This window comes from Psychromonas sp. MME1, assembly GCF_041080865.1.
Classification (GTDB): domain Bacteria; phylum Pseudomonadota; class Gammaproteobacteria; order Enterobacterales; family Psychromonadaceae; genus Psychromonas.
Genome location: NZ_CP160906.1, coordinates 1,886,867 through 1,906,335, shown reverse-complemented (window position 1 = coordinate 1,906,335; position 19,469 = coordinate 1,886,867). Strand labels below are relative to the sequence as shown.

Sequence of the window (19,469 nt, the reverse complement as noted above, 5' to 3'; positions counted from 1 at the left end):
CTTGATTGCGTGATAAAAATATCACGCAATGGATGTTGCATTAGTCATCGTCATCATCATCGTGCGACTGGGCGATAACTGGATGATAGATCTCAACGCGATCGCCTTCTTTGAGTAACTGTTTTGCTGGGCAGGCCTTACCAAAAATACCTACTTTTAATTTGGTAACATCAATATTGGGAAATTCGGCATTAAATTTAGATTGCGCAATAGCTTGCGCGAGCGTTATCGGCTCGGCTAACTCAAGTTCTTGCCAAAAACTGTCACTACCAGCGGCATAAGCGATACTTAGTTTCATAATAGAAGATCCTATTCAACATTACATGAAAGTTGGTCTTTAACAGCGACCATTCTTGTGTTGCTATACCACTGCTCTACGATACGTTTGAGTGAGAGGATGAAACCGAGCATGATAAAGCCTCCAGAGGGTAAAATCATCAACAACATCCCCTTGTATTGTGGCAGCGGGTGTAGTTCAATAACAGCAAAGGCATCACCTAACAGTAAACTGGCATTAGCAAAAAGAGTACCACTACCGATAAGTTCTCGGCATCCACCGAGCACAACCAATGCAAGTGTAAATCCTAATCCCGTAGCTAGGCCATCAACTAAAGAAGGTAAGCAGGGATTTTTCGATGCATAGGATTCAGCTCGGCCTAAAATAGCGCAGTTGGTGACAATAAGTGGAATAAATAATCCCAATACCTTATGCAATTCGTGTAGCCAAGCGTTCATAGCTAAGTCTGCAATGGTCACCAAGGTGGCAATGAGTAGAATAAAAATTGGAATACGCACCTGTGGGGTTAAAAGTGAGCGAATGAGTGAAATTAAAAAGCTGGATAGTACCATGACCGCAGTGCTGATCAGCCCTAAACCAAGGCCATTAGTTGCACCACTTGTAACAGCTAACAGCGGGCAGAGTGCTAACATTTGCGCGAAAACGACATTATTTTCCCAGAGCCCGCTTTTTAATATCTCTTTATAGTTATATTGTTGCATATTATCTCCTATTTCGTCATTGCCATGATGACGGGTTATTGGGCTAAATTTGATCACTCTGTAGAAAATAGTCTTGATTATCTTTAAATAGCATGAGTGTTTCATAGACACCTTTAACTACTGCTCTCGGTGTAATGGTAGCGCCTGTGAATGCATCAAATTGACCGCCATCTTTAGCCACTGCCCAACCTGTTTTATTGGGGTTTTGGAGCGACAAACCACGGAAATTTAATATCCAATCTGATTTTGCCAGTTCAATTTTGTCGCCAAGCCCCGGGGTTTCTGTGTGGCTTAATACGCGAACGCCACTGAGTTCTCCGTCTGCTTTTATGGCAACAATGAGCGATATATCACCGGAGTAACCTGATGATTTTGTAAATAACATAATCGCACTGACCTTATTGTGTAATTTTGCGCGATAAAAAATGTACTTCTGTCCTTTTAGCATGACATCATATTTTTTATCGAGTGGCTGATTATCATAAATATCAGCGGGTAATACTTGGTTAAGCAGCAGGGTTAGATCTTCACGTTGTCGTTGTGCAATAGGCTCTGCCGTTAAATCATTGGTCAACATTAGAAGGCATGTGACGATTAACGAGACTAACCCCATCAATATGGCGGGGTAGGCAATCCTTTGCTTTAACTCTTCACTGATTAGTTTCATTTTTGTTCTCCATATATTCTATGGCTTGTAGCCCCTTCAATTAATGGGCTAACGGCATTCATTAATAGAATGGCAAAAGCGACACCTTCGGGATAGGCACCAAAAATACGTATTAAAAAGATTAACAAGCCACATCCTAAACCATAATAGTAACGCCCTCTAGGAGACGTGGGACTGGTGACAGGATCGGTGGCGATAAAAAATGCGGCTAACATTAATCCACCACTGGCGAGTTGTGTGATGGGTAGTAAGACTGTTTCAGGTGATATAAGCCAAGCAATGGTTGAGGGAATAAGGCAGCCAATCAATAAGCTTATTGCGATACGCCAATCAATGACATTTTTATAGATCATCCATCCTCCACCAAGAAGTAAAAGAATGGGGGATTCACCTAAACTTCCTTTACTGGCGCCAAAAAGCATGGCTAACGAACCAATATGCGTTTGGCTGCTTCCCGTTTCCAGTACCGAGCCTAATAGGGTGGCTCCGCTAAACCCATCAACAATATCGCTGAATATTGGGAGTAATGGTAAAACAGGGGCTGGCGCGGGCCAGCTTGTCATCTCTACGGGGAAAGATATCAACAGGACAACACGGGCAAGCATTGCAGGGTTAAATAGATTTTGCCCTAGGCCACCGTAAACCTGTTTACCTAAGAGCACCGCAATCGCTGCACCAATCGCCCCTAAATACCATGGAAAATGTGGAGGTAAACTCATCACTAATAATAATGTTGTCACTAAAGCACTTCCATCCAGCAAATTACCAATGGGTTTCTGCTGGATTCTCTGGCAAAGCCATTCACAGAGTAAAGCTGAAATAATAGAGGCGAGAACCAGTAGTAGTGCTTGTTCTCCGAATAGGTAGATGCCAAACAGTAAAGCAGGCATCATTGCCCAAATAACTTGGCGCATCAATCGGCTTACTGTCATCCCTGAATGAATATGCGGGGCACTTAATAATAATGTCGACATGTTAGGACTCCTCCTTGATGCTGATTGTAGGTTGGCGAGTGCGTCTAGCCGCTCCTCTCGCTGCTTTTTTCGCTTCTTTTTCTGCTGCTTTTTGTAACGCTTCTTTTTCTAAGCGCAGCGTACGTTGTTGATTAAGGCGGCGTGCGAGTTGAGCTTTTTGTTGCATCTTTTTTTGTCGTAAGAGTTGAGCATTGGCATAGGAAAAGTATTGCGTAAGTGGCAGTGATGCCGGGCAGATAAAAGCGCATGAACCACATAATAAACAGCTATTTAATCCCTGTTTTACTGCCGCTTCTAAATCATCATGTTCAATTAATTCGGCCATCGCATTCGGTAATAGTCCCATCGGACAGGCAGAAACGCATCGCCCACAACTGACACAGGGACTGGTGTTGTACTGTGGGAGTTCACTCTCTTGGAGAAATAACACGCCACTTGTCCCTTTAATAATAGGGGTATGCATATTGGTGATAGTGTGCCCCATCATTGGTCCGCCAATGACGATACGACTGGCACTCTCTTTTAAACCACCACAGTAGGCGACCAACTCTGAAATTAAGGTACCTATCGGCGCTTCAATATTCATTGGATGCTCAAGGGCTCCACCACTAATAGTGACAACACGATGAGTTTGTGGACGGCCGTAGCGCACCGCATTGTAGATAGCTGCGCAGGTTGCTACATTCTGTACCACCACTCCGACATCGGTGGAACGTTTACCTTTGGGTACTTCGACTTTACATAGGGCTTGAATGAATTGTTTAGCCGATCCCATTGGGTAATGGGTGGGTAGTGCTTTGACCTGAATATTATCATCTTCACTGGCAGCATCGATTAAGGTTTGCATTGCCTCTGGTTTATTATCTTCGATACCAATAATAGCCAATGGTGCACCCGTGATGGTAAGCAGATGACGTATCCCTCCAATAATCTGTGTGCTTTGCTCGCACATTACTTTATCATCGCAGGTTAGGTAAGGTTCACACTCACAACCATTGATCAGCAAAGTATCTATTTTTTTGTTGATGGATGAACGTAATTTTGTTGCCGTTGGAAAGACCGCTCCCCCCATACCAACAATCCCCGCATCATCGATAATTTGAATTAATTCTTCAGCCGTTTTACCGTCATGTTCGAGTTTGATTGAATCAGTTTGATTTTCAGGATCACATTGCAGATGTATCATCTGCTCTTCCCCACCACCGGCAATGGCGGCACGATGCATCGCGATTTGTATGACCGTGCCTGACTGTGGTGCATGGATATTGGCACTACTTCCTTGTCCCTTAGCAATAAGTTGACCACTGACGACTTTATCACCCACTTTTACGATTGCCTTTGCTGGTGCACCCGTGTGCTGCTTGAGGTTGATGTATAAATATTTAGGCGGCGCGATAGCAATAATTTCACTATTATTACTTAGCTGTTTATTCCCATTCGGGTGAACTCCGCCGCGTATTAATGATTTACTAAAAATCATAGTATCACCTCGTTAACTATGTTGCGGTTTAGGCCAAGCCCAACCAGTACTAAAAATAGGATCTGTCTTATATTGGATAGCATCCTGTGGGCAAGCCGATACACACATGCCACAGCCAGTACAGATATCGGTTATGACACCATGCAACTGTTTGTTAGCACCGACAATCGCATCAAAGGGACATTTTTTAAAACAGCGAGTACAGCCATCACAGACGCTTGGATCTATCTCGACAACCTGCGGCAGACTTTTAGCTTGATTACTTTTTTGTAAAGGAACACCGAGTAATTTTGATAGATTTTGTGCTAGTGCTTGCCCACCTGGAGGGCAACAGTCTGGGCCTAATTTTCCCTCACTCATGGCAATGGCTGCCTGTGCGCATCCCGGATAACCACATTGTCCACATTGCCCGTTAGGTAAAAGTTCACTAATGGCGTCAATTAAGGGATCCTGTTCTTTAGCAAAATATCGCCCTGCTAATGTCAGTGATAAACCCATAATGAGCGCTAATAGTGGAATTGTTAGTATACTTATGATCATGATGATAACTCCCTTTTATGCCAGTCCGGCAAAACCCGAAAATGCCATAGCTAAAATACCCGCAGTAATAAAGCTAATTGGTGCTCCTTCCATGGCGGGTGAAACACGGCACAAACTCATACGCTCTCTTAACCCCGCAAAGAGTACGATGACCAAGGTAAAGCCTAATGATGATCCAAAGCCATAGAGAATGGCATCGATAAAACCGAGTTGCTCTTTAATGGTTAATAGGGCGACACCAAGTACGGCGCAATTAGTGGTAATGAGTGGTAAAAATATACCTAATACTTTATGCAGTTCTGGGTTTTGGTAGGCGACCATCATCTCGGTTAGTTGTACTAAAACGGCAATCACTAAAATAAAGCTTAATAGCCTTAAAAAACCTAAATCTAAGGGCAATAACAAGTAATGCTCTAACACCCATCCTACGCTACAGGAGAGTGTTAAGACGAAGGTCGTGGCTAGCCCCATCCCAAATGCGGATGAAACTTTGTTTGAGACCCCCATAAATGGACATAATCCTAAAAACTGTGCGAGCACGACGTTATTTACTAAGCTAGTGGTCAATAGCAGCAGCAGATAATCACTCATCTTTTTCTCCTTCAATAGCGGGTATTTTCGCTATCAATTGATTGGTGTGTTAATAACTAACTATCGATATTGCGATAAATATGCCAACAAATAGCGATTTAAAAAACGCACTAAAGTGGCGTTTTTTATTTGTGATTTGCACGATAGATGGGCAAGTTAGAGCTGGAGGTGGAATAAAATGGCCTGTTTTAGCCGTAGGGTTTTAGAATTAATTGATCTGTTTTTGTTGTGGATCAATTCTTCATCTGATTTTAGGCGGTTTTAAGATATCTAATTTTTTTTGGTATGACCATTGCTGTTTCTTAACTAGCTGGTGGGAGTTAGAACAAATTGTTGTCTTTATTACAGATTATTACTCTAATGACCTAAGCGTTTAAATGTTATTGCTGAAGGAGAAGCACAATGACAAATATGATAGATAGTAAAGTGCTAAAACGCTTTGATGCTGAACAGCAGTTAGTTGCAATGCATAAAATTAGTGTCATTTTGAGTTTATCACTGAATATGGAGCAAACCTTACAACAGATGCTGGGATGTTTGGATGAACTTGCTGGTATGCAATTTGGGATGGTGACGCTCTATGACGATGATCGCCAAGGGATGTTAGTGCAAGCCTTGCATGGTGCGAATCCAGAAGTGATTCGAGATGCGGCAAGAATTAAATACCGTACCAATGAAGGTATTTTAGGTACGGTACAGGCGCGGGGCGAAACACAGGTTATTGCTAAAGTATCGAATGACCCGCGATTTTTAGATAGGCTTAGTCTCTACGATTATGATTTGCCTTTAATTTGTGTTCCATTAGGTAGTAAAGAATATCGTGCTGGGGTCTTAGTTGCACAACCCATGAGCAGCGATTTAAGTGAGTTGGCCGCTAAAACACGATTTTTAGAAATGGTAGCGAATTTAATATTACAGACATTAAAGCTTTCAAACCGTGTGCAAAAAGAGAAGCAGATTCTGCAAGATCGCAACGATAGCTTACAGTGTAATGCGAAAAAATCAGATGCGCTTGCATCTATTGTCGGTAGCACCCCGATAATGAGACAAATATTTGAGACTATTTCTCAAGTTGCTAAGTGGAATACGACCGTATTAATCCGTGGTGAAAGTGGTACGGGGAAAGAGTTGATTGCAGGTGCGATTGCTTATAATTCATTACGTGCTAGCGCGCCATTTATTAAGTTAAACTGTGCCGCATTACCAGATAATTTGCTTGAAAGTGAGCTGTTTGGCCATGAAAAAGGAGCCTTTACTGGCGCGGTTAAAACACGTAAAGGTCGCTTTGAGTTAGCCGATGGCGGGACGCTTTTTTTAGATGAAATAGGGGAGATTAGCGCTAGTTTTCAGGCTAAATTATTACGTGTATTACAGGAGGGCGAGTTTGAACGTGTTGGTGGGCAAGAAACGATCAAGGTCGATGTGCGTATCATTGCTGCGACCAATAAGCCTTTAGAGCAAGGTGTCGCTAATGGAACTTTCCGCGAAGATTTATATTATCGCTTAAATGTGATGCCAATCCATTTGCCAGCACTACGTGATCGACTCGATGACTTACCCGAATTATCTCGCTTTTTAGTCGCTAAGTTAGCGAAGATGCAAAACCGTATATTAAAAGTCAGCGATGGGGCTATACGCCTACTAGCAAGTCATAATTGGCCGGGGAATATTCGTGAATTAGAAAACTGCCTAGAGCGAGCCTCGGTAATGAGTGAATCGGGATTGATTGATAGAGATGTCATTATGATCAATCAAAGCTCCATGCGAGCCTTTGGTGCGGTGCAAGCCGATAATCATTTCGTTCCATCAAAATCGCATTCATCTATGGGGCAGTTAAATAGTGAAAATAGTGATCAGGATGATCGACAACGTGTTATTTCCGCGCTTGAGCAGTCTGGATGGGTACAAGCCAAAGCGGCTCGTTTATTAGGTATGACACCAAGGCAAATTGCCTACCGAATTCAGACCATGAATATCCATGTGCGTCGTATATAGGCTGTAAAAAGAAAGGATAGATATCGACTAAGCGATATCTATCCTTGTGTTTGTCTATCTGGGCAATTTATTAAGTAAATTAATGGTTACCTCTTTTTCTTTTCGCAAAACCAACGGCAGCTATCGCTAAGCCTAGTAATAACATTATTTCAGGCTCTGAAACTGACAATGAGTTGGTATTATATGTAAATCCAATCGCACCAATAGGATAGTTTAATTCATCTGATATCGGATCTCCTGGGGTTAGATTTTGACGTAATAAACGATTAAATGTGATTGCATTACCCCCAATATTTTGTAAAGACTGATCCGAATAGGGGGTTAAAGCTAGATTATTATCCCAAGCTAATAATCCAACAATATCATTTGCTGAGAAGCTAATATTAAGTGCAGCTACACCATTTAAGTTATTAAATGAAGCGAGGGTTGAGTAATTTGACGTTGAATTAGTAAATAGAGGTGGCGTAACATTCAATGCTAAAACCTCTAAATTATAAGAAGTTGACAAGCCATTGGCTGTGTTCAGCCAAGCATTGTTAAGGGTTAAGTCTATTGGGGTTTCAAACCAATATCCTCTCATACCGCCGAAACAGCAGCCTCCGTTGTTTGCCGCAGGATCAATAGTAATAGCCGTCGCAACGTTTATATTGATGGCGCTGACTAATATAATTAATAGAGCCAAAAAGTTGAGTTTACATTTTTTCATCACTTTTTCCTCCGTAATAAGCTATAAAAAGCTTGCAATAAAATTAAAAGTCATGTAAATGATTTGTTGCAATAACCGAACCAAAAAATTAATATGTTGATTTATAAGCAGTAAATTTTATTGTAAATAGCCTTTTGATTTTTTATGTAAAATATTTCGACGTTTATTTGTCAATGCATAGCGTGAGAGTGTCGATTAGTGGTGCCGTTAGATAGCGTTGTCATGGAATTTTTTATTAATTTGTAGCGCTTTTAGGTTGGGATTTGTTGCTTTTTTATTAATTGTTACCTGCCATTACAGTGTATAAGAAAGTGACGGTCATGAAACGCAACACTAACCGACCATCACTTAATAAAGACTGTCTATGAATGATGTTTGTTAAATAGTTTGTGGGGCATGGTCAAAACAACCTCGCGCACAGGCTTTCAGACATGCACCACAACCAATACAGTTTGCTTTATTGGCTGCAGACATCACCATGCGTACATCATCATCGTAATCTCCCTCATCAGCATCATCAATTTCAATCTCTTCGGGTGCAAAGACATCGCGAGTGCAAACGTTATAGCAACGTCCGCAGCCGATACATTTTGCTTGATCTAGACTAACAATAAACTCAGGTGTCCAACTTTCGCCCGATTGAGTTACCCCTGTTATATATGCCATTTTTTTCTCCTTTTTTTGAATTATTAATCTCTGTATATACTATTGCCATTCACTATCGGCGAGTTTCTCAAAATAATCAGGCTGTTTTTTTCTCTGTATTTGTCGAGCTTGCCGCTCTGCTATTTTTCCAGGCCAGTTAGCTTGAATGCTGACAATAACCGCACTAATTAAATCGACTTGTGGACGCACTACCACTCGAATCCCTTCTGTTAATAATCTCTGCCTTACTGGATTACCACAGGCGAGGCAATAGACTGCAAAGCAACCCTCTAACGCTATCACTCTATCTTCAATTTTTTGCAGGTTATGGCCTTCGTATTGGGTTAAGTAATGTGTATTAACATGTTCGTAGCTAGTTGTAGTAACGCTATAAATAGAAAGACTTTGACAGCTACCAAAGTGTTCGTCTAAGTGGCTTTGATTGCTACTGGCAAAGGCTATTTTTAAGGTATCTTGGCTCATCTCTTTCATATCATACCTGCACTTGTATTTGTGATAGATCTTGTTTAAATCGCGAATGATATACCGGAATACTATGTACCTCGTGACGTAATAGATTACTTAATTCAAAGAGGGTGGCTCGAATACCTGCATAGCCAATAAAACTTTTAGCAAAGCTGCCAAAATGGTCGTGGATGGGGATGCCAACGCGCAGTAGTGGAATATTGAGTTGTTTGGCGATGCTATTGGCATGGGAGTTGGAAACCAGTAGATCAACATCATGTTGTTGTGCCTGTTGTTGTAGATCATAGAGATCTCCAATTTTCACTTCATCCACCGCAAGCGATGCGAGTTGTGGTTGATTACAGGGAGCTATCACTACGCTTGGTGTAATATTGACGCTGGCAAAGAGCGCGCTAAAGGCGGTTAAATGATCCGCTTCCATCGCTAAGGCCGCTGTTTTTCCACCTAATTGTGTATGGCTATCAATCAAAGCATCGCAGAGTTGCCCGCGGCTACGGGTAATACTATCGGGCACTTTACGACCGCTAATTTTACTTAATAGCATGATTAATCTATCGGTTTGTTCCAGCGTATGAATATGGGGAAATATTTCCGTAGGTATTTGGCTACGCTCTAACAACATATTTGCTGCTCGCTCTAGGGATCGCCCAACAACAATGGTTGCTAAGCCTTGTCCTAGGGTCTTGATTTGCGTTACCGTGCAACCACCTTGGGAAAGACTGCTGAAGTCCTGCGTTGCTAAAAAACCATCCAGAGATAAACTGAGGTCGGGAATGACAACCGGGGTTAAGCCAAACGCTTCAACGTACTGCTTTAATAGATCCACATCAGCTGGCGTTAACATGTGGCTAGCTAAAATATTAATGCGTTTACGGCGAGCACTGCTTGGCGCTTTAGTTGGGACAAGATGCTTGATCATCGCTTCAACTGCACTGGCATAACCCGTTTCTAATGATCCATAAAAATCGGGCGTGTTGACCGGAATGATTGCGGTATGTTTATAGTTGGGGTGGCTCTCTTGAAACACTTTTACCGCGTGTTCAATATCGCAGCCTTGTGCTTCGGTTAATCCTGAGGTTAATAGTCCAATCAGTTTCGGCCGGTGTGTTTTACAGATATTGGTAAAGGCTTGCACTAGGTTTTCATCAGATCCCATGACCGTTGAGATGGGATCCATTGCTGTTGATTGCATCGGGATGGGCTCATGAAAATGTTGTATTAGAAACACTTTTGCGAAGGCACTACATCCCTGTGCAGCATGCATCAGGGGCATCGCTTGATCTGTGCCTAAAAATGCCAGTGCTGCGCCGAGTGGTTGTCCTACCTTTAAAGGTTGTTCTGCGAGTGCTTTTTTATTGGGGATTATTTGTGCCATATTCTATTCCTCTAATTTTGCTACAGTCCATTTCATTGAATCCATGGGGCATGGCTTCGAGCCTGTTCCCAAATAGGACTTTCAAGGGTTAAACAGAGTTGCTGTGCCAGTGTTATCATGCCCGTAAACCCGGCAAAGGCATGCTCACGTTCTTGATTGACTTCAACAAAGGGCATTCTTGCTTTGTAGGCTGTGTACATATTGCGACCACCTGCAATCATCACATCTGCTTTATATTGATAGGCGACATCTAGTAAGTTTCGAGGACTCGTTTCATCCAGTAAAATAGCATCTGGCCCCATTAATTCACGTATCCGTGCCTTATCTTCTTCGGTGCTTTTACGTGTACCGCTGGCAACCACCTGCATACCAAGATCCTGTAAGGCAGAAACAATGGACCATGATTTTACGCCGCCAGTGTAAAGCAGTGCTTTTTTGCCCGTTAGTTTTTCGCGATAGGGGGCGAGGGCTTGCTGAAGCTGGTTAAGCTCTTGCTCTATTAATTGTTCCGTGCGCTGCGTAAGCGATGGATCATTAATGAGTTTGGCAAATTGGCGTAATGCATCACACATGTCGCGGATACCGTAGAAACTGCCTTCAAACCAAGGAATTTGGTATTTTGCTTGTAATTTTCGTGCGACGTTAATCTGTGCTCTGGAGCAAACTAACATCAGCGCTTCGGCATGATGCATGGTTTGTAACTCTTTAAAGCGACAGTCTCCCGATAAATTCGCCAAAACTCGTAAGCCGAGTTGATCTAGTAAGGGGAGAATGTGCCATAGTTCACCAGCAATATTATATTCACCAACGAGGGCGATATCGTGCACGATACCATCGCTAAACTCAGGTTTTGGTGCAGGGTGGGCAGTGCCAATGACCTTATCCACCATCAGCTCGCCTGCAATGCGATTACCTAAGTTTTTATTGCCATAGAAACCAGCGGCATCAATGGCAATAACGGGGAGGTTAATTTTAAGTTGTGCCATTTTACATACCGCTGCAATATCATCGCCTTCCATGGCGGGTACGCAGGTGTTATAGACGAACACGGCAGCGGGTTGATGTTTTTCGGCAACTTGTATAATGGAATGGTAGAGGCGTTTTTCGCCACGCCCCATGATCACATCCTGTTCATTTAAGTCCGTTGTAAAACCTAATCGAAATAGTTCAGGGCCAGAGCTTTGGGTGCCGCGTTTATCCCAAGAGCTGCCTGCACAGCCAACGGGGCCGTGGACTATGTGGGCAACATCGGTAAGGGGAAGCAGTGTTATCTGTGCACCATCAAAGCAGCAGCCTCCTGCAGTTGCCCCTGGCGTGGCGGGAGCACAGCCTGATTTTGTTTTTTTATTGTGTTCACAGGCTGGTTCATTTTGTAGTTCAGTAATCTCTGATTGTCGCATAGGATCTCCTAGATATAACTTCCGTTATCTTTGTCATAGTATCCTTTTGCAACATTCATTCCGTTTGTAACCTATTGATAATTAAGCTTTGTGTTGTGTTGCTTTTAGTACAATGGTTGACAGCTTACACAACATGTTTAGCTTGTTAGTTATTCTAATGCCGTAAAGCGTTCATTTAAAAAATCTGGTTGCCCCATCAATTTTGCTAACCAAGGGGGTAAAGCACCCGTAATCACACGCTGTTGTAGTTCGGTTAATTGCACTAAAATGGCTGGGGTATTTTTACTTTTCAATGGATGAATACCTGCATTGATCACTTTTGCTGCAGCAGGGCCGCCAATGGAAGCACAAAACATAAGCTGACAATCTTTAATAATTTGTGCGCGAAAGGCATTTTTTTCACTACCACGCCCACCTTCTGCATTACGTATATCAATATGCTGGATTTGTTGTGCATCCAGTGAGTAAATATAAAACTTCTCACAGGAACCAAAATGGCCATCAATGGTTTGTCCATCCGTTGAGGCAACCGCGATTTGGAGTTTAGGTGTATCTGTTGTCATATTGGCATCCTCTCTACTGAATATTATTGCTGATAACGGCTACGGTTATCCGCGACGCATTCTAATGGTGATGGGTAAGTTTGGTATTGCTGGTAGGGGAGCAAAGTAAAAGCTGTCGCCCGTACTTAATGTCAGTTTTCCACCCCAGTTATCATCCTCTTCAAATTCGAGTGAAGTAACCTGTGCTTCGAGATCCTTTTTCGCGATGTAGCCAGTTAGGATCCCATCTTGTTTTCTTAACATAATATTTGGCATAGTGACTCCTTGGATTAATGGGGAATATTTTATTTTTAGCAAAAAAGCTTACTGAAGATGTAAGCTGCTTTGCTAAAAGCAAAGGTTGAGGGAGGGAACCACAACCTTTATTCGTTTTAGCGAACTAAGTCAAAACCGAAATCAGTTTCACCGTAGACACTGGTTTTCTCATCTAATTTAGCTAAGATTTCATTGACCAATGTGGTTAAAATTTGCATCGCACCTTCATAGCCCCAAGTGGTTTGGTTATGTAGATGGTGGCGATCAAAGATTGGGAAGCCAAGACGGATCAGTGGCACTTTAAATTCAGGGCCTTTAGCCAACGTATCGCGTTCAATGAATTTGGCGTAAGAGTTACCAATCATGAAATCCGGTTTGTTGGTGAACATTAATGAACGGAAGTGCCATAAATCTTTATTGATAAAGACCTTGCTATCAGCACCATAGGGACTTGCATCTAATACAGCTTGCATTTTTTTAGCCCATTTTTTACTACCGTTATGACATAAAATAGTCGTTGGTTCACAACCTAGCTCTAGTAGGAACTTAACCATACCAAGTAGATAATCAGGATCGCCGTAGATACCAAATTTTTTGCCGTGTAACCAAGTATGGCTATCGGTCATCATATCGACCAGACGTCCACGCTCTTTGGTTAAGGAATCGGCAATCGGTGTACCGGTTAATTCACTCAGTTTCATCAGGAATTCATCAGTCCAATCTAGACCCATTGGCACATTTATATCACTGGCGGGTTGTTTCCAAAGCCCTTTAACAATCTTTTTAGTTTTAGTTAAACCCCAAGGTTGCAGTAATAGGGTATCAATGGCATTCGGCGCATCGCTCATCTCCTCTGCTGTTGTACCACCCGCATACATACGGTATTCACCATCGGCAGGGGTACTAAGTACTTCCGTTGGATCTGATAATAGGCTGTAAGGAATACCCATCTCTTTCATCATCGTATGTAAGATACGGTAGTTACCTAAATAGGTTTCAAAACCGGTCACTAAATTGATTTTTTTATTGCTGCCAACAACTTTGTCATCCATGCTGTCTTTGGTAAAGTTATTACAGAAGCCTTCAAACATACCGTCCCAGCCAGTTATATGGCTACCCACAAAGCTTGGTGTATGGGCAAAGGGTGTTGGGATATCCGTTGGAATATGGCCATCTTTTTTTGCATTGGCAATGAATGCGTTAAGGTCATCACCAATAACTTCGGCCATACAGGTGGTTGAAATAGCAACCATTCCTGGCTTATATAATGCGTAGGCATTAGCTAAACCCGCATCCATATTTTTGTTACCGCCAAACACAGCGGCATCTTCGGTCATGGAATCCGATACACAGGCAATCGGTTCTTTAAAGTGGCGGTTAAAGTAGCTGCGGAAGTAGGCAACACAACCTTGAGAGCCATGTACATAAGGTAATGTTTTATCAAAACCCAAAGCACAAAGTACCGATCCTAGAGGTTGACATGCTTTCGCTGGGTTAACGGTTAACGCGGTACGAGAGAAGTTTAACTCTTGGTATTCAAGGGTTGTTGTCCAGTCAAAGATTTCTTGTACTTTCTCTTCGCTATAGGCTTCTTCTGACAGGGCTTTTTTTCTCGCCATCAGATCTTGGTATTCCGGCTGTTGAAATAACGGATACCCAGGTTTAATATTTTCGATAGTTTGACTCATATTTTGTTCTCCTCCTGCATCCGTTCTAAGAACAGTCAGGTATCTTGCTTATTTATCGCGGTAGCAACCTAGATTGCTACCGCATTAACGTTAGCTGAAGTTATGCGCTTTTCTTTAACTCGTCTTTATCGACAAGCCAAGGGGCGGTCAGTTTGCTCCAACATGGGTTGTTCAGTGTCATATCCATATCGCGGGCGAAGATATCGAAACCATCGTAACCGTGATAAGGGCCTGAATAATCCCAGCTGTGCATTTGACGGAAAGGAATTCCCATTTTTTGGAATATATATTTCTCTTTCACACCAGAGCCAATGAGATCAGGTTGGATCTTCTTAACAAACTCTTCAAACTCATAACCCGTCACATCGTCGTAAATTAAAGTGGCATCTTTAACATCGGGTTGCGTACGATCATAATCATCGTTGTGACCGAACTCGTAGCCTGTACCCACCACTTCCATACCCAGATCTTCATAGGCACCGATCACATGACGTGGACGTAAGCCACCCACATATAGCATGACCTTTTTACCTTCTAAGCGAGGTTTGTATTTAGCAACAACGGCTTGCCACTGAGCTTCATACTTCGCAATCACTTGTTTAGCTTTCTCTTGAATAGTTTCATCAAATTTAGAAGCTATTTCAGTCAAAGATGTTGCTATTTTAGTTGGGCCAAAGAAATTGAACTCTAACCATGGAATGTTGTATTTTTCTTCCATGTGACGTGCGATGTAGTTAACACTACGGTAACAGTGCACTAAATTAAGTTTGGCTTTACAGTTCAACTCTACATCTGACAACGTACCGTCTCCAGACCATTGTGATACAACGCGTAAGCCAATCTCTTCGAGTAATAAACGGGTTGACCATGCATCTCCACCGATATTGTAATCACCGATTAAACCCACATCGTAAGGGGTGCCGACAAAGCTATCGTCGTTTTCACGGTTATCAATCATTTTGTCACGCACCGCATCGTTAGCGATGTGGTGACCCAGTGATTGAGAAACACCGCGGAAACCTTCACAGCGAACAGGAACCACTACCTTACCTGTTTTAGCTTGTGTCTCTTTCGCAACGGCTTCTATATCATCACCAATCAAACCAACTGGACACTCCGATTGGATGGAGATACCTTTTGATAGTGGGAAGAGCATTTCCAACTCATCCATTAATATTGCTAGTTTTTTATCACCACCAAAGACGATATCTTTTTCTTGGAAATCAGAGGTAAAGTTCATCGTACCAAAGCTGTTAACGCCTGTTTTACCCGTGTAGTAGTTACGACGTCCTGCTCGTGAATACTGACCACAACCAACGGGGCCATGGCTAACATGGATCATGTCTTTGATTGGACCAAAGACAACCCCTTTCGAACCCGCGTAAGCACAACCTCGGGCAGTCATTACACCGGGTTGGGATTTGCGGTTTGCGGTAATACAGTTACTTGCACAACTTGCATCGCTCGTCCCTAAGTGTTTAGCACGATCTTTCTTGGCACTCTCGGGATAAACCTCGAGGACCTCCTGGATCATTTTTTCATTTTGCTCTTTAATGCTTGTCATAAAAGCCCCCTTAGTGATTACGCAACTGCCGCGGCAGCTTCATCAGCGAGTTCTTGTGCTGTTTTACCAATAATTGATTCGTCTTCTTCTTCCATCAAACCAAAGCCCATGAGTAGTTCTTCAAGTTCGTCCATTGTTACTGGTGTTGGAATAACAAACATTTTGTTATTGATGATTTTGTTTGCAAGTGCACGATACTCATCAGCTTGATTACAAGTTGGGTCATATTCGATTACTGTCATACGACGGATTTCAGCACGTTGTACGATATTGTCACGTGGTACAAAGTGGATCATTTGTGTACCTAACTGGCGAGCTAGTTCCATAATTAGCTCATCTTCACGCGCCGTGTTACGAGAGTTACAGATAAGACCCGCTAAACGTACACTGCCTGATTTAGCGTATTTGCAGATACCTTTAGAGATATTGTTCGCAGCGTACATCGCCATCATCTCACCGGAACAAACGATATAGATTTCTTGTGCTTTATTTTCACGAATTGGCATCGCAAAACCACCACATACAACGTCCCCAAGTACGTCGTAGAATACGAAATCTAAATCCTCCGTATAAGCACCTTCTTCTTCTAAGAAGTTAATCGCTGTGATAACACCACGACCCGCACAACCAACACCTGGCTCTGGACCGCCTGATTCAACACATTTAACATCGCCGTAACCTGTTAGTAATACATCTTCTAATTCAAGATCTTCAACAGATCCCGCTTCTGCTGCCATTTCCATAATGGTGTTTTGCATTTTAGAATGAAGGATAAGACGAGTAGAATCGGCCTTAGGATCACATCCGATGATCATTACTTTTTGATTTGCTTCAGCAAGTGCTGCTACCAAATTTTGCGTTGTAGTAGATTTACCAATACCACCTTTACCATAAATTGCACATTGACGAATAGCCATAATCACATACTCCTGTTGTCGATATAAATGAATAATTTGTTGTTTCCGAATAGGTAATTGCATGTGCTGTACCAAAAAAATAAATAAAACATAACTTATTGATTTTTAACTGTTAATTATTTTTCATTTGATGTTTTTTAGTCGCAAAGAGTTTTTTTGGAGATATTAACAACACAAAAAAGATAGGTTTTGTAACAAGTCAGACAATTCAAGGCAGCGAAATTGTGTGGTTAATTTGGATAGGGGAGTAAATGAGTAAGAATAGGGTGGCAAAGCCATCCCCACTACGATACTTGGATAAGATGTTGTGGGGAGTATTGTTATTTTACTGCAGCGACAAAGGCTATTTCGACTAAATAATCGGGATCGGCCAATTCAACCTTTAAACAGGCTCTACTTGGCGCGCAACCCTGTGGTAGCCACTTTTCCCATGCCGCATTAAATAATGCTAAATGTGCAAAGTTAGTTAGGTAAATGGTTACCGATAAAATTCTCGATTTATCGCTATTGACACTCGCTAGCATATTCTCTGCTTGAGAGAATACTTGCTCTATTTGGTGGGGGAGGTCGGCACTGGCATCTGCCGCGACTTCAACAAAATGGGCGATTTTATTAAATACAGTGACATCAGACCACTTTTCACTTGGGTTTATACGCTGAATATCCATTTTTTCACTCTTATAATAGGGGGAAATAAAGCACTATCTTAACAGAAGGGGTTAATAGTGCATTATTTTGCTACTTCATATTTTATATTGATGGGGCTATTTCGGTTTTATAGAGCAGCATGCCTCTGGCTTGATAATTGGGGAGCGCTGATTCATGGTCTAATGAGCAGGTATGTACCCATACCCGTTTAGTTTCTTCCCATGACCATGCTGATTTTATGGCGTGGCTGAGTAAATAGCCGCCAAATCCCATCCCTAAAAATTTAGGGGCTAGCCCAAAGTAGACGATTTCCACATCACCATCGCTTTGTTGTTGCAGCTCATAGTAACCAGCGATTGAACCTTTGTGGTATGCGACATAGGTACGTAAATTGTCGTTTTCTGCATAATCCTGCCATTGCTCAGATGAGAGAGAGAGTTTATCTGTCCAACTCCATGTTTCCCCTATCAGTTGATAAAGATAACGGTTAAAGCGATACTCCTTTATTTCAGATTCAATAACTTGTAAATTTTCGGGTTGTTCTTTTGCTCGAAAATCCTTAGCTGATCTCATCTCTAAGTAAAATATTTTTATCGCTGACATTATTATCGGTATTCCTAGAAGCGCCCCGTAGGGCAAAAAATAGCACCAATCTGCTTTGTTATAAAATCTCGATGTAGAATCACAATACTTTTATTTATGCCCCGCATCTCGGTACGCTTTTTCTTGTTGACTGTGTATCTTGAAGTATCATGGTTATATGTTGCGAAAATCAGCCGTTGTTGTTGCAAAGCTCTCTATTTCGGCCTCATGGTTTTCTTCTCTGTCTTTTTCCTGTAATGCTTGTTCATACCAAAGCTGCATAGCGGGAACGGCCAGTAATCTTTGTAAATAGGCTGATGATATGGGGCTTAAATCAAGGCTATAGGTTTGTATGCGAAATGCAACCGGCGCATAGAAAGCATCAACCGCGGTAAATTGACTGCCTGCTAAAAATGGCCCTGAGAATTTTTGTAAGCCCTCTTGCCAAATATCGTCAATCCGTTTGATATCCTTCAGCAGAGCAGGTGTCATATCATGCAGTGTTGCTCGTAAACCACAGCTCATTGAGCAAGCGGTGCGCAGTGCTGAAAATCCGGAGTGCATTTCTGCGCTTGCTGATCTCGCCCAAGCTCGCGCTTTTTGATCGTTTGGCCATACCTGTGGGTACTGCTCGGCAAGAAACTCAATAATGGCTAAAGAGTCCCATATGAGTAGCTCATTATCGATTAAGCAGGGGACTAATCCAGCGGGATTCACTTTTTTGTAATCATCCCAATTAGCTTGTTTACCGAAGGGATGAAACTCCTCTGTGAATGGAATGTCTAATTCCTTCATTAATACCCAAGGTCTAAGAGACCAAGATGAGTAGTTTTTATTTGCTATATGTAGAATCATCATCTGACATTTCCTTATCTGTGACTGTTAGCAATAGATAGAGCGGATCAATGAGTTATATGATATTTACTAGATTGATAATGGGTATTTAGCGGTAATTTATAGTTAACTTGCTTTGATATACATCAATATTACATTATCGACTTTTTGTTGCAAGGAAAAGCATTGTATTGCAGATAAAAAGAGTTAAAGGGGATTCAATGAAGGTTCGTGTATATTATTTATTGGCTGGTGTTAAATACGAAAAAGTGGAGGATTTCCTTTTTACTTATATTCAAAAGGCTCCTTCCACTTTTAGATCAATTTTTGAGGTGTGGTTTTTTCTAACCAATACCATCGGCATTATCTTTTTAAGAATTTGAAAGTAAGTTTACCTTTAGTTTCTGCACGCTTACTATTTTTATCGCTCTTGCTGTAAGCTAAAAAGTTCATACCTGTATAAAGAGATTGCATATCCATAATTATTTCCTTTTGTCATTTATGTGGTTTTATTTTGTTATCCTTAATGGATGAGTAAATGTTACACAGATCACATTTTA

The 19,469-nt window shown here is 41.9% G+C and carries 21 protein-coding genes; 1 reads left to right on the top strand and 20 read right to left on the bottom strand.

The window, feature by feature from the left end:
* Window positions 1–40: 40 nt before the first annotated feature.
* Genes AB2N10_RS08665 through rsxA form a run of 7 tightly spaced genes read right to left on the bottom strand, consistent with a single transcriptional unit; the run spans window position 41 to window position 5,251 of the window.
* Complete coding sequence (locus AB2N10_RS08665; RefSeq protein WP_354624076.1) at window positions 41–298, bottom strand: RnfH family protein; 258 nt, start codon at window positions 296–298, stop codon at window positions 41–43.
* 11 nt (window positions 299–309) lie between these two features.
* On the bottom strand, window positions 310–999 hold the full coding sequence (locus AB2N10_RS08660; RefSeq protein ID WP_354624077.1) for an electron transport complex subunit E: 690 nt from the start codon (window positions 997–999) through the stop codon (window positions 310–312).
* Window positions 1,000–1,042: 43 nt separating this feature from the next.
* Window positions 1,043–1,666, bottom strand: coding sequence for an electron transport complex subunit RsxG (rsxG, locus tag AB2N10_RS08655; RefSeq protein WP_354624079.1), 624 nt, complete (start codon window positions 1,664–1,666; stop codon window positions 1,043–1,045).
* The gene (locus AB2N10_RS08650) at window positions 1,663–2,640 is read right to left on the bottom strand and encodes an RnfABCDGE type electron transport complex subunit D (RefSeq protein WP_354624080.1); all 978 of its coding nucleotides are present in this window, start codon (window positions 2,638–2,640) and stop codon (window positions 1,663–1,665) included. The genes rsxG and AB2N10_RS08650 overlap by 4 nt, the downstream gene beginning before the upstream one ends.
* 1 nt (window position 2,641) lies before the next feature.
* On the bottom strand, window positions 2,642–4,120 hold the full coding sequence (rsxC, locus tag AB2N10_RS08645; protein WP_369433705.1) for an electron transport complex subunit RsxC: 1,479 nt from the start codon (window positions 4,118–4,120) through the stop codon (window positions 2,642–2,644).
* A gap of 12 nt (window positions 4,121–4,132) precedes the next feature.
* Complete coding sequence (locus tag AB2N10_RS08640) at window positions 4,133–4,660, bottom strand: RnfABCDGE type electron transport complex subunit B (RefSeq protein WP_354624084.1); 528 nt, start codon at window positions 4,658–4,660, stop codon at window positions 4,133–4,135.
* A 15-nt stretch (window positions 4,661–4,675) separates the two neighbouring features.
* Window positions 4,676–5,251, bottom strand: coding sequence for an electron transport complex subunit RsxA (gene rsxA, locus AB2N10_RS08635; protein ID WP_369433704.1), 576 nt, complete (start codon window positions 5,249–5,251; stop codon window positions 4,676–4,678).
* Window positions 5,252–5,653: 402 nt separating this feature from the next.
* Here rsxA and nifA point away from each other — a divergent pair, with 402 nt between their 5' ends.
* Window positions 5,654–7,246, top strand: a complete 1,593-nt coding sequence (gene nifA, locus AB2N10_RS08630; protein WP_354624086.1) for a nif-specific transcriptional activator NifA — start codon at window positions 5,654–5,656, stop codon at window positions 7,244–7,246.
* Between the two features lie 79 nt (window positions 7,247–7,325).
* On the opposite strand, the gene AB2N10_RS08625 is transcribed toward nifA, so the two are convergent.
* From AB2N10_RS08625 to AB2N10_RS08565, 13 genes are all read right to left on the bottom strand, one after another.
* Window positions 7,326–7,952, bottom strand: coding sequence for a hypothetical protein (locus AB2N10_RS08625; RefSeq protein WP_354624087.1), 627 nt, complete (start codon window positions 7,950–7,952; stop codon window positions 7,326–7,328).
* Between the two features lie 378 nt (window positions 7,953–8,330).
* On the bottom strand, window positions 8,331–8,618 hold the full coding sequence (fdxB, locus tag AB2N10_RS08620) for a ferredoxin III, nif-specific (protein ID WP_354624088.1): 288 nt from the start codon (window positions 8,616–8,618) through the stop codon (window positions 8,331–8,333).
* Window positions 8,619–8,657: 39 nt separating this feature from the next.
* Window positions 8,658–9,089, bottom strand: a complete 432-nt coding sequence (locus AB2N10_RS08615) for a NifB/NifX family molybdenum-iron cluster-binding protein (RefSeq protein WP_369433703.1) — start codon at window positions 9,087–9,089, stop codon at window positions 8,658–8,660.
* A 1-nt stretch (window position 9,090) separates the two neighbouring features.
* Complete coding sequence (gene nifN, locus AB2N10_RS08610; RefSeq protein ID WP_354624090.1) at window positions 9,091–10,458, bottom strand: nitrogenase iron-molybdenum cofactor biosynthesis protein NifN; 1,368 nt, start codon at window positions 10,456–10,458, stop codon at window positions 9,091–9,093.
* A 32-nt stretch (window positions 10,459–10,490) separates the two neighbouring features.
* Entirely contained in the window at window positions 10,491–11,858 is a 1,368-nt protein-coding gene (gene nifE, locus AB2N10_RS08605) for a nitrogenase iron-molybdenum cofactor biosynthesis protein NifE (protein ID WP_354624091.1), read from the bottom strand.
* 149 nt (window positions 11,859–12,007) lie between these two features.
* The gene (locus AB2N10_RS08600; RefSeq protein ID WP_354624092.1) at window positions 12,008–12,421 is read right to left on the bottom strand and encodes a NifB/NifX family molybdenum-iron cluster-binding protein; all 414 of its coding nucleotides are present in this window, start codon (window positions 12,419–12,421) and stop codon (window positions 12,008–12,010) included.
* A 45-nt stretch (window positions 12,422–12,466) separates the two neighbouring features.
* Window positions 12,467–12,676 carry a putative nitrogen fixation protein NifT gene (gene nifT / locus AB2N10_RS08595; protein ID WP_354624093.1) on the bottom strand — a complete coding sequence of 70 codons (210 nt, stop codon included), beginning with the start codon at window positions 12,674–12,676 and terminating at the stop codon, window positions 12,467–12,469.
* A gap of 116 nt (window positions 12,677–12,792) precedes the next feature.
* Complete coding sequence (nifK, locus tag AB2N10_RS08590) at window positions 12,793–14,364, bottom strand: nitrogenase molybdenum-iron protein subunit beta (RefSeq protein WP_354624094.1); 1,572 nt, start codon at window positions 14,362–14,364, stop codon at window positions 12,793–12,795.
* A gap of 100 nt (window positions 14,365–14,464) precedes the next feature.
* The gene (gene nifD / locus AB2N10_RS08585; protein ID WP_354624095.1) at window positions 14,465–15,928 is read right to left on the bottom strand and encodes a nitrogenase molybdenum-iron protein alpha chain; all 1,464 of its coding nucleotides are present in this window, start codon (window positions 15,926–15,928) and stop codon (window positions 14,465–14,467) included.
* Between the two features lie 17 nt (window positions 15,929–15,945).
* Entirely contained in the window at window positions 15,946–16,845 is a 900-nt protein-coding gene (gene nifH, locus AB2N10_RS08580) for a nitrogenase iron protein (RefSeq protein WP_354624192.1), read from the bottom strand.
* A 320-nt stretch (window positions 16,846–17,165) separates the two neighbouring features.
* Entirely contained in the window at window positions 17,166–17,513 is a 348-nt protein-coding gene (locus AB2N10_RS08575; RefSeq protein WP_354624096.1) for a RidA family protein, read from the bottom strand.
* 82 nt (window positions 17,514–17,595) lie between these two features.
* Entirely contained in the window at window positions 17,596–18,096 is a 501-nt protein-coding gene (locus AB2N10_RS08570; protein WP_369433702.1) for a GNAT family N-acetyltransferase, read from the bottom strand.
* 153 nt (window positions 18,097–18,249) lie between these two features.
* Window positions 18,250–18,933 carry a glutathione S-transferase family protein gene (locus tag AB2N10_RS08565; protein ID WP_354624098.1) on the bottom strand — a complete coding sequence of 228 codons (684 nt, stop codon included), beginning with the start codon at window positions 18,931–18,933 and terminating at the stop codon, window positions 18,250–18,252.
* Window positions 18,934–19,469: the final 536 nt, after the last annotated feature.